A 9,891-nucleotide genomic window follows, 5' to 3' on the forward strand; every position below is an offset into this window, starting at 1 on the left:
GCTAATAAGTTTAGTTGAGAGGTATCAACAACTTCGGGTAAACTCATGAACCGCCGTATACCGAACGGTACGTACGGTGGTGTGAGAGGACGGGGGTTAATTACCCCCTCCTACTCGATTCTTCTAATTTTTTTATCCACCGCCAGTGGTAAAGATAAACTGGAGCGGCAATAACCAAAAGAGACAAAGCATCAAAAAAACCACGGTAGCGATGATATCTGGTATTGTTCTGGTTAAAAGCTTTTTCTTGCTCCAGGGCTTTAGCTAAATCTTCCTGGGTTATATTAGGATAATTTTTAAGCATATCCGGTGGATACCTATCTTTTATTAGTGGAGTGTTGTAGCTGTAATTTACAGGGTAAATAATATCCAATATGCTGTTTACCAACTTGGTACCGGAAATAATTATCATAATCAAAGTAGCAAAAGCAACTAAATAAAAATAAACTCTTCTAATATCCCAGCGACCCACTTTACCACCCCCTAATGCCCGGTTTCGGTCTTTACGACCCAGCGCCAGTGGTATAAATAAATGGGGGTAGCGACTACCAGAAGGGAAATGCTGTTTAGTAAGTTTCTCACCCGGGAACGTTTCTGCTCAATTTCCATGCGGTTATTTTCTTCCCGGACAATTTTTTCTGCTTCTGCAGCAGTAAGGCCATTTCCTTTCTGCAGATCAGCTATGCGCATTTTTATATCCACAACTGTTGGTTTATAAATGGGAGGTGGCAGTACAACATCTACCAAACTTCTAATAAACATACTTGTTCCCACGATAATCATGATTAATGTGGTAAAGGAAACCAAATAAAAATAAACTCTCCTGATATCCCAGCCGGAGTTAGCCATTTTTTTGCCTCCTTTGGCTCTTTTTTTTAAATATTCGACAAAAAAAGGGTTTTACCTTGTGATAAAATAAAAACATCTTGTATAGATTAAAGAAATTTTGACAAAGGGAAAAAGGATTTTTGTTATTTTAATGGAGAAAGTCGTCCAGCGGCTTTAGAAATAAAAATTGTTTGCCATTAGGGGTGAAATAGTTAATGAAATGTCCCGAGTGTGGAGCGGAAGGAGTCAAAGTTTTTCCCGAAACAGTGTTTAATCTTTTAAAAGATGAAGAAAGAGAACGGTTTCAGGATGGCTTATACTTTGCTTGCACCAATCCTGCTTGTTCGGTAGCTTACTTTGGGGAAAATATTTATGATGTAGATACCATAAACACTGCCCTCTGGTATAAAGATAAGAGCGATGACGTTTATTTATGCTACTGCAATAAGGTAACCCGGGGAGAAATAAAAAAGGCCTTTATGCAGGTAGGTCCTGACCTAAAGGCCATATTTGCCATGACCGGAGCTTGCGGTGGAGGAAAATGCCGCATTGAAAATCCTTTGGGGCGTTGTTGTCATACCGTAATAGAACAATATATATATGAGCTTAATCAAAGCTTAGATTAAACTTATTTCCTGGTAGCCTTTGCGGAGCAAAAAGCCTCTAAGGTTGGTTCTTAGAACCATCACATAATCCCAAAGGGCAAGCCCGCCAGGAGGCATTTCTTCGCCCGTTGGACTTGGAATATACCACTGGAGCACTACTACTTCTGTGCCATTAGGAAGAATAGTATGCGGGGAATTCAGGTAAGGGGCAGTATATAATTCATTATCTCCTAATAAAATACGGGTACGTTTTTGCCCCATGGAATTGAGAGCTATTCGTCTAAGGACAATTTTAACTAGAGAAGATATTTCCGGATCATTTAAAAGAGGTTTTAAAGCTTTAGTTACTTTTCCATTTAAGCCGACTCTACCTAAACTTAATATAGCATAGGCCCGGGTCAAAATACATGAACTATTTAAAAAGGATAATAAATAGGGAATAGCTTTGTTTCCTAATGCTTCCCACTGGAAACTTCCAATGTAATAAGTTCCGTGAACCTGCAGGGAATTTAAATTATCGCAATTTTTTTCTGCTTCTTGCCAGGCCAAGAATAATTTTTGGGCATCGGGTATTTCTGGGCCGATTAATAGCTCGGTATTGGCATAAATAATATTGGGATTTGGGATTTTATTAATAGCTGCTAATACTGCCACACTTGTATTAAACTGCCGGGCAAGGCAGGTTAAAGTGTCACCTGACCTTACGACATAATAAGGAAATCCTCCGGCTTTTGGAAGCTCTATATCTGGTTCAGGGATAATTAGAAGCTGGTCTTTAAAGATAAGATTGGGATTACAGATAACATTGGCTTTTAAAATAGCGTCTACGGTTGTGCTAAAACGCTTTGCTATTGAATATAAACTATCTCCGGTTTTTACCTGATACAGCATAAGAAAACCTCCTTTCTTTTTTTAATGTATGTTTACAAAAGGATTTCGGTGTTAGCTTGACATTTTTGTTGAATTAGTAAATAATTTATAAGGTAAAATAATAATTTATTTGATAAGGAGTGTGAGCAAAGATTAATAATGAATTTAAAATTAAGCTTGCTGAAGAACTTGTGCGTACGGTGATTAAGTTTAAAAAAGGTGACGGCTTTCACGGGCAACGTTTTGGGATTAAAAAAAGTGAATTAATCTTACTTGACACGATGCGGGAGATGATTGCTGATGGGGAAGAAGGAGTTAAGGTATCTGATTTAAGTCAGAGACTTGGTATTACCCCTGCAGCAGTAACCCATATGCTAAACTCGTTGGAAGAAGAGGGATATATTGAACGTCTTCGCGACTCAAAAGACCGACGAGTTGTTATGGTAAGGCCTTCTGCAAAAGGGCAAGAGATTTTAGAACAAGGGAAAAAAGAGTTTATGAAAAGATTTTCTGGCTTGGTTGAATATTTAGGGGAGAAGGACACCAGCGAGTTAATCAGACTTTTAAATAAAGCAAGTTTTTACTTTAAAGAGGTGGCAAAATAATATGGACCAGAATTCCAGAAGAAACATTTTACTTGTTGGTCTAATTCTCGGGATGTTTTTTTCAGCACTGGACCAAACAGTTGTCGGTACTGCAATGCCGCGGATTATCGGAGAATTAGGTGGACTTGATATTTTGTCGTGGGTTACTACTGCCTATATGTTAACTTCTACCACTTTTGTTCCCATTGCCGGAAAGCTTGCCGATATTTACGGCCGGCGGATAATGTATGTCTCTGGCCTTGGTCTTTTTATGCTGGGCTCCGCGCTGTGTGGAACCAGTGAAAATATGACCCAGCTTATTATTTACCGCGGTCTTCAGGGCATTGGTGGAGGAATCTTGATGCCCATGGCTATGACGATTGTAGGCGACGTTTTTTGGGTGGCAATGTTTATCATTCTTTTTGGCATTTTTATCAGCTTTTTCATGGAAAATATTAAGGTAGAAAAGCAACCAGGAGGAATTATCTCTAAAGAAAAACCGGTGGAAAGTGGAGCAAAATAATACCGATATGGCTTTAAACTATGCTAAAACCAGTTTTTTAGTGTTACAAATTTAGCATCTTCTGCTATTCAACCTTTTTTGGCTATATTGCAGATAAGCGTCCAGCCCGGTGGTTAGTATTAAACCCGCTTTCTTTAATAAGAAAGCGGGTTTTTACTTTGGTTTAGCTTTTATGGCTGAACTATTTTATATTATTAAAATGTCTTATTTAATAGGAATATTTATAAACGGTACATTATCGCCAGTGACATTGGGCAAGTGTCCGTCCCATTTTTCAATGGCTTTTAACTGAGCCTCAATTTTTCTTAATTCTAAAAGCTGCGGGGTTACCTGTTCCCTCTGGATTTTTAATGCTTCAGCCTCGGCTTTTGCTTGGGTTATTTTTTGTTCCGCTTCGATTTTGACCCTTTCTAAATCCCGCTTTGCCTTAAGAGCCCGTTGTTCTGCTGCCAACTTTTCTTCTACGGCTTCATTAAATTTCTCGCTGAACTTAAAATTAACAACGTTAAAAGCATCTACAATGATTCCATAAGTAATTAGTTTTTCTTCTAAAACTTGAGATATAGTTGAACTTACCTCTCTTCTTTTAGTTATTAATTCTTCAGCGGTGTATCTTGCTGTTACTGCTTTAACCGATTCTTGAACCGCAGGCATGATAATAGTTTCATCGTAATTTTTACCAACTTTTTCATATAAATTATCAGCAATCTCTTTACGGATATGATAGTTTACAGCAATTTCCGATTGAACAACTTGTAAATCTTTTGAAGCGGCGTTTGCGGCTGTTTCGTATTTTCTAATTCTACAATCTAAAAGTACCACAGATTGTATAAAGGGAATTTTAAAATGTAAACCTTCACCAAACTTTCCTTTAACCGCACCAAACTGCAAAAGTACCCCCACGTGACCTGCAGGAATTATAACAAAAGAATTAAAAAACAGTACTAAAACTAATATACCTATGCTTAAAATTTTAAAAGCTTTTATATACGGTTTTAATTCCGGTTGTCGGGTTATGTTGGTTTCCATCAAAAAATTACCCCCCAGTTTTAAAGTATTATCTAAAAATTATTTTTACAACTATCAGTTAAATCCTGCTTTATTAAGTAATTAAATAAGTAAAAAATTTTAAAATAAAAAACTTAGGGATAGAAAATAAATTTCATGGGGCATTAAAGCGAGGTGTTAATTGGCTCCAATTTTGGTGCAACAAAAGGGCTGGCAATGCTTTTATTATGCGTTTTAATTGTTCTTTGTGCCGGGTTTTTTTACCAAGAAAAAGCGGAAAAACAATTTTGTGGTTTAAAACCACCTCCTTTTGGGCAGGATAAGCCCGGAGGTGGTAGCTTTGCAAAATAAAAAAATTGAAATTTTACTAAAAACTATTGAGTTATTAAAAGCAGAGCTGGCTCAATTAGTAGATGAGGCAGCGGAATTTACCGATCCGGAAGTGGTAAAGAAAAGTCAGGAGTTAGACAGGGTTTTAATAGAATATTATCAATTTCTAAAAAGTGTGAATAAAGAAAATACTTTAAAAGATAAGCCCGGTTAAACCGGGCTTTTTAAGCTTTATTCTTTTCTGGATAACACATCGTTTATGCAAAAAAGGCCTCCGGGTAAAATCCCGGAAGCCTTTTTTGTATACCTGGTATTGGTGCTGCTTGAGGACGGAAAAAAGCATTAATATTATTGACATATGTTCATTATAAGATTATAATAAAAGATGATAATTATGAACATATGTCAAAAATAACAAGGGTAAGATAAGAGTTACCAAGAACATCTAAATGGCGATGAAAGCTGTTTATGCAGAAAATAACGTATTTTAAACCGACAGGAGTTCCTTTTTAAAGTAGGTTGACAAAATAAAACATACCATAAAAAGAATTGAAAACCCTTCGATTAAAAAATTTAGTGTGGTTGGTACAGGAGGAATGCGAGTAAATATGAAGTCGGCAAGTGTTAAGAATCAAGAAAATCAAGATTTTAAGTGGACTCCTCAGCGAAAGGCTATTATTACAGCTATTAAAAACAGTAAAAAAAAGCATCTTTCAGCAGAAGAAATATATCTAATTACAAAAAAAATTTTACCTAAAATAGGCTTAGCAACAGTGTACCGAGCATTGGAGCTTTTTTGCGAGAAAGGGATACTTCAGAAATTGAATTTGCCAAATCAACCAATAAAATATGAGATTTTAAAAGATGATAGTTACAGTCATTGTCATTACGTTTGTTTGGAATGCGGAAAGATTTATGAGGTACCTATTCAACAAGAATTAACTTTACCTGCTAATGAAAATCTTAAAGATTTCAAAATCGTTAACAGTTCATACTGGTATTTTGGTTATTGTAAAAAATGCAAGGATAAAGTTAACGAAAAGTAAAAGAAAGGGTGAAAAATGATTTGGATAACGAAAGAAACAATTTCAACCTTTGAGTCAAACCGCTGAAAGTGATGAAATAAAAGGTATTAGTAAGTGTTTAGAACACGGAGAAAGGAGGTGAAAAAATGCCAAGAGGAAATAGACTGGGTCCCGACGGGTTCGGTCCCAGGAGCGGTAGAGCTGCAGGCTTTTGCGCAGGATTTTCCGTGCCAGGCTTCATGAACCCCGTAGGAAAGAGGTTCTGGCGCAAGGATATTGGTTCTTGGTTTAGGCATGGTAGTTTTGGATTTGGCAGGGGCTGGAGGCACTGGTACTATGCCACAGGTTTGCCCTTCTGGGCAAGGAAATCTTATCCTTTTGACCATAATCCAGTAAATGAACCTAAATATGAAGAAGAAATCCTTTCCCAGGAGGCCAAATATTTGAAAGAACAGCTAAAAGTGATAGAAGAAAGGCTGGAAGAGCTTAAAAAGGCAAAAAAAGAAGGTAATAATGAAGAAAAAGACCAAGAATAAGAAAAGAGGTTGGAAAGCAGGGACGGTTCTTGCCCCGTCCCTGCATAACAATGCTGACAATTTTTATTCGAACTCACGACCTACCCATTACGAAAACTATTTTAGCATTCCTAAAAATATTAACATAATTTAATAAACCGTTGAAGCTATGAAAAATATGAAAATACTAAGGTGTTATAATGTTACTAACTCTAAAGTTACTAAATCGTGAGTTAGTAACAGGCAGCTTTAACCCAAAAAATTGCAAATTATTACAGGGTTAATATAAATTTTTGCAAAATATCACGGTATTTTAGGAAAGAAAAAATAAAAAGAAGCAAAGCCTCCAGTTAATGCCCTGGGGGCTTTTGTGTGTATATGGTATGTTTGCCGTCGAAAGGTTGAAAGTTTCGAAACAGGTTTTCTGGTAGTAACCAACTTAAGGAAAGGGTGTCCGCTATGAGGTGGAATCTGAAGGTGGCCAGCATCAAACCTCTGGTTCAAGATAGTCAGCAAAAATTGCGTTAATACTTAAAAACCAGTTGAAAAACTAAAATATTCGGGTCAAAATGGAGGTAAGTAACCCATAGACGGCGAAATATTTAACTATACCCCTCGAGTTTAAAGCCTCTAATCTAAATTAACCCAGTAAAGAGAAAAGGAGACTAAAGATGATACCTTTAAGAGATGTAAACCCGAGCCGCAAAGTGCCGGTGATGACAATTTTATTAATTCTGGCCAATGTGCTGGTGTTTATTTTTCAAATTTCACTTCCCCGGGAGACAAGCGAGCTTTTTTTGCATACTTTTGGTTTTACTCCCCTGCGTCTGACCGAAGGATTAAGACACGGCCTGTTATCAGAGATAGTCTGGAGTGGAGTAACCGTCTTTACCAGTATGTTTTTACATGGAAGCTTTATGCATCTTATTAGCAATATGTGGGCTCTCTGGCTTTTCGGGGATAATGTGGAAGACCGCCTGGGGCACTTCAAATTTTTATTGTTTTATTTTTTAAGCGGGATTGTAGCAATGACTGCGCATTACGTATTTAATTTTACTTCGGACATTGTTGCAGTTGGGGCTTCGGGAGCAATTGCCGGAGTGATGGGAGCTTACTTTGTTCTTTTTCCTTTTGCTAAAATTGTGACTTTATTTTTTTTAATTTTTATCCCAATTTTTATTGACGTTCCGGCTTTCATTTATATTAGCTTGTGGTTTATCTCGCAGCTTTCCAATGGCATCTTAACTTTATTTGGTCCAGTTTTTGGGTTTGGGATAGCGTGGTGGGCTCATATCGGAGGTTTTTTATTTGGGATGTTAGTGGGTCCGAGGTATAAACTGCGAAAAAGAACTATTTACTTCGACAACTATTTTATTGTTTAGGAAGTTATTCTTTGATTTTTGCTGTGGAACAGCAGTAAAATTTGGGGAAGTGCTTATAAAGTATTTTGCGGAAGTATGCCATAAAGAGGAAGGAAATAAAATACCAAGAGATATTTAGCAAACTATTGATATTTCATTTTAATTAGCAATAAACAGCAATAACGTTTGTTTTTTAAAAATAACTGCTCTTGCCTAAAAAGTCAGGAAAGGTCAATAATTATAAGTGAAAGGTCAAGGAAAGTTAAAATAAAAATAAAACATAGAAATCTATGACAGGGGGTGGTAGCCATGCTCATGAGAAGATTTGATCCGTTCAGAGAAGTGTTAGATTTAAATCGTCTGTTTGCTGAAGCTTTTGCACCGATTGGTAGAGGTGTATCAATCCCAAGGGTAGATATTCTTGATGAAGGCGATGAAATATTAGTTAAGGCAGAACTCCCTGGCATAGAAGATAAGAACCAGATTGAGCTGTATGTCCAAAAAGATCATCTAATTATTAAAGGACAGGTTAAAGATGAAATGGAAGCGAGGAACGATAAAATCTACCGCAAGGAAATCTTTGCAGGCAGCTTTGAAAGAGTAGTGTACTTGCCGGTAGAAGTAGAACCTGCCAAAGCTACCGCTGAATATAAAAACGGCATTCTAAACATCAGGCTCAAGAAGGCGCAGGATAATCTGCGAGGATTTAAAGTGGATATCCAATAATCCTTCTCTCCCCGAAGTTTTAAGGCTTCGGGGTTTTTTACTGAGTATTTTGTAGTTTAAAAATTAGGAGAATAAGCATTACTTTACTTGCGGTAAAATACAACCGGGCAGACCAAGACCATACGAAATCTTCCAGACCGATTTTTTGAAGCAAGTTCAAAGTAATATCCCCTATGCTTTCCGGATAATGTCGTGGCACGCTAAATACGCTGAGGAAGATAATGATGGAAGGGATTATATAGCAAAATTCTGGTATTCGCCATTCAGGGTGATAATAAAACCGATAACGGTAAAAACCCTGTCAATACGTTATAGACAGCCCGGGAGCTTTGAAACAAGTGTGGCAGTAAGCCAGGGTGGGTTAATTTAAATCCGCTATTGACATTAAAGACCAAGGATTTTCAAGTTAATGGGTCGGTTAAGGTACGGTAAGGCCCTAAATTTTTTTTTATAGCATTTGGTACAAAGCAGGGGAAAAGCCACAATATATAGAATACCTAAAAAAATATATTCCACAAGTTTTAGCCTCAAACGTTTGCTACGCTAAAAACTACTGATGCCAATAATTACAGCATTTATCGTTTTTACCCATTTTGTTTTTTATTTTTTTACGAGGAGGTGAATACATGCCAGAGGAATTTAAACCAGGCTGTATTAGGCCTATGCCCGAAAAGCCAAGTGTTCCTGTTGTTGAATTAACAAGTGAAGTTACTTTAAAAAAGGAGGGTGAAAAAAGTATGGTTAAAGTTGGTAAACCGGCTCCTGATTTTACAGCGCCAGGTTTCTATCAGGGAAAATTTATGAATTTCAAGTTGTCCGAGTTTAGGGGAAAATGGGTTTTATTGTGTTTCTATCCCGGTGATTTTACTTTTGTTTGAGCCACAGAAATTTCAGCAGTTGCTGAAAAGTACGAGGAATTTAAAAAGCTGGGGGTAGAAGTACTTTCGGTAAGTGTGGATAGCGTGTTTGTTCACAAGATGTGGAACGATTATGAACTTTCAAAGATGATCAATCGAGATATACCTTTTCCAATGCTATCCGATCAGGACGGTAGTATTGGAAAAATGTACGGAATATATGATGAAGATAGTGGAGTGGAAACCCGGGGTAGATTTATTATTGACCCGGATGGAATTATCCAGGCTTTTGAAGTTTTAACCCCACCAGTTGGCAGAAACGTAAAAGAGGCCCTTCGGCAGATTAAAGCTTTTCAGTATGTGAGAAATTCTCAAGGCACTGAAGCTACACCATCGGGCTGGCAACCTGGAAAGAAAACTTTAAAACCCTCTCCAGAACTTGTCGGCAATGTATGGAAAGTATGGAGCGTTAAAGAAGCTTTTGAGGAATAAAAAAATTAACGATGTAGTACAGAAAATTATTGCTTAATACCATTAGCTGTGTTTGGCAATATAAAAATGCATAAAACGGCAAAGAAAAATGCAGAAAAAATATTGGCCATTGCCAGCACAAAAAGATACATAAGAGTTAAAATTTAACAGTTTGAGAGGGCGTTTTT

At 37.1% G+C, this 9,891-nt stretch carries 13 protein-coding genes; 9 read left to right on the forward strand and 4 right to left on the reverse strand.

Annotation, left to right across the window (positions count from 1 at the left end):
• Positions 1 to 100 precede the first annotated feature (100 nt).
• A complete protein-coding gene (locus tag ciss_RS04650; RefSeq protein ID WP_075865133.1) occupies positions 101 to 472 on the reverse strand; it encodes a hypothetical protein in 372 nt (123 codons plus the stop codon).
• Between the two features lie 11 nt (positions 473 to 483).
• The gene (locus ciss_RS04655) at positions 484 to 849 is read right to left on the reverse strand and encodes a hypothetical protein (RefSeq protein WP_075865134.1); all 366 of its coding nucleotides are present in this window, start codon (positions 847 to 849) and stop codon (positions 484 to 486) included.
• A gap of 194 nt (positions 850 to 1,043) precedes the next feature.
• Between ciss_RS04655 and ciss_RS04660 the strand changes: the two genes are divergently transcribed.
• Positions 1,044 to 1,454 carry a (2Fe-2S)-binding protein gene (locus ciss_RS04660; RefSeq protein ID WP_075865135.1) on the forward strand — a complete coding sequence of 137 codons (411 nt, stop codon included), beginning with the start codon at positions 1,044 to 1,046 and terminating at the stop codon, positions 1,452 to 1,454.
• Here the strand turns inward: ciss_RS04660 and ciss_RS04665 are convergent.
• Complete coding sequence (locus tag ciss_RS04665) at positions 1,446 to 2,324, reverse strand: HEAT repeat domain-containing protein (protein ID WP_075865136.1); 879 nt, start codon at positions 2,322 to 2,324, stop codon at positions 1,446 to 1,448. The two genes, ciss_RS04660 and ciss_RS04665, sit on opposite strands and share 9 nt — an antisense overlap.
• A gap of 170 nt (positions 2,325 to 2,494) precedes the next feature.
• Between ciss_RS04665 and ciss_RS04670 the strand changes: the two genes are divergently transcribed.
• Both ciss_RS04670 and ciss_RS04675 read left to right on the forward strand, forming a co-directional pair.
• Positions 2,495 to 2,908 (forward strand): MarR family winged helix-turn-helix transcriptional regulator, encoded by a 414-nt coding sequence (locus ciss_RS04670; protein ID WP_235837242.1) that lies wholly within the window; start codon positions 2,495 to 2,497, stop codon positions 2,906 to 2,908.
• Position 2,909: 1 nt separating this feature from the next.
• On the forward strand, positions 2,910 to 3,410 hold the full coding sequence (locus tag ciss_RS04675; protein ID WP_268874200.1) for an MFS transporter: 501 nt from the start codon (positions 2,910 to 2,912) through the stop codon (positions 3,408 to 3,410).
• Between the two features lie 204 nt (positions 3,411 to 3,614).
• Here ciss_RS04675 and ciss_RS04680 read toward each other — a convergent pair whose 3' ends face one another.
• A complete protein-coding gene (locus ciss_RS04680; RefSeq protein ID WP_075865138.1) occupies positions 3,615 to 4,439 on the reverse strand; it encodes a prohibitin family protein in 825 nt (274 codons plus the stop codon).
• Positions 4,440 to 4,758: 319 nt separating this feature from the next.
• On the opposite strand from ciss_RS04680, the gene ciss_RS04685 reads away from it, so the two are divergent.
• From ciss_RS04685 to prxU, 6 genes are all read left to right on the forward strand, one after another.
• Positions 4,759 to 4,962, forward strand: a complete 204-nt coding sequence (locus ciss_RS04685) for an aspartyl-phosphate phosphatase Spo0E family protein (RefSeq protein WP_075865139.1) — start codon at positions 4,759 to 4,761, stop codon at positions 4,960 to 4,962.
• Between the two features lie 394 nt (positions 4,963 to 5,356).
• Entirely contained in the window at positions 5,357 to 5,794 is a 438-nt protein-coding gene (locus tag ciss_RS04690; protein ID WP_075865140.1) for a Fur family transcriptional regulator, read from the forward strand.
• Positions 5,795 to 5,919: 125 nt separating this feature from the next.
• A complete protein-coding gene (locus tag ciss_RS04695; RefSeq protein ID WP_075865141.1) occupies positions 5,920 to 6,309 on the forward strand; it encodes a DUF5320 domain-containing protein in 390 nt (129 codons plus the stop codon).
• Positions 6,310 to 6,959: 650 nt separating this feature from the next.
• Positions 6,960 to 7,670 (forward strand): rhomboid family intramembrane serine protease, encoded by a 711-nt coding sequence (locus ciss_RS04700; protein WP_075865142.1) that lies wholly within the window; start codon positions 6,960 to 6,962, stop codon positions 7,668 to 7,670.
• Positions 7,671 to 7,958: 288 nt separating this feature from the next.
• On the forward strand, positions 7,959 to 8,375 hold the full coding sequence (locus ciss_RS04705; RefSeq protein ID WP_075865143.1) for an Hsp20/alpha crystallin family protein: 417 nt from the start codon (positions 7,959 to 7,961) through the stop codon (positions 8,373 to 8,375).
• A 737-nt stretch (positions 8,376 to 9,112) separates the two neighbouring features.
• Positions 9,113 to 9,724: a thioredoxin-dependent peroxiredoxin gene (gene prxU / locus ciss_RS04715; protein WP_501161883.1), complete on the forward strand. Its 612-nt coding sequence runs from the start codon at positions 9,113 to 9,115 to the stop codon at positions 9,722 to 9,724.
• The last annotated feature ends 167 nt before the right edge of the window (positions 9,725 to 9,891 follow it).

The organism is Carboxydothermus islandicus (assembly GCF_001950325.1).
Classification (GTDB): Bacteria; Bacillota; Z-2901; order Carboxydothermales; family Carboxydothermaceae; genus Carboxydothermus; species Carboxydothermus islandicus.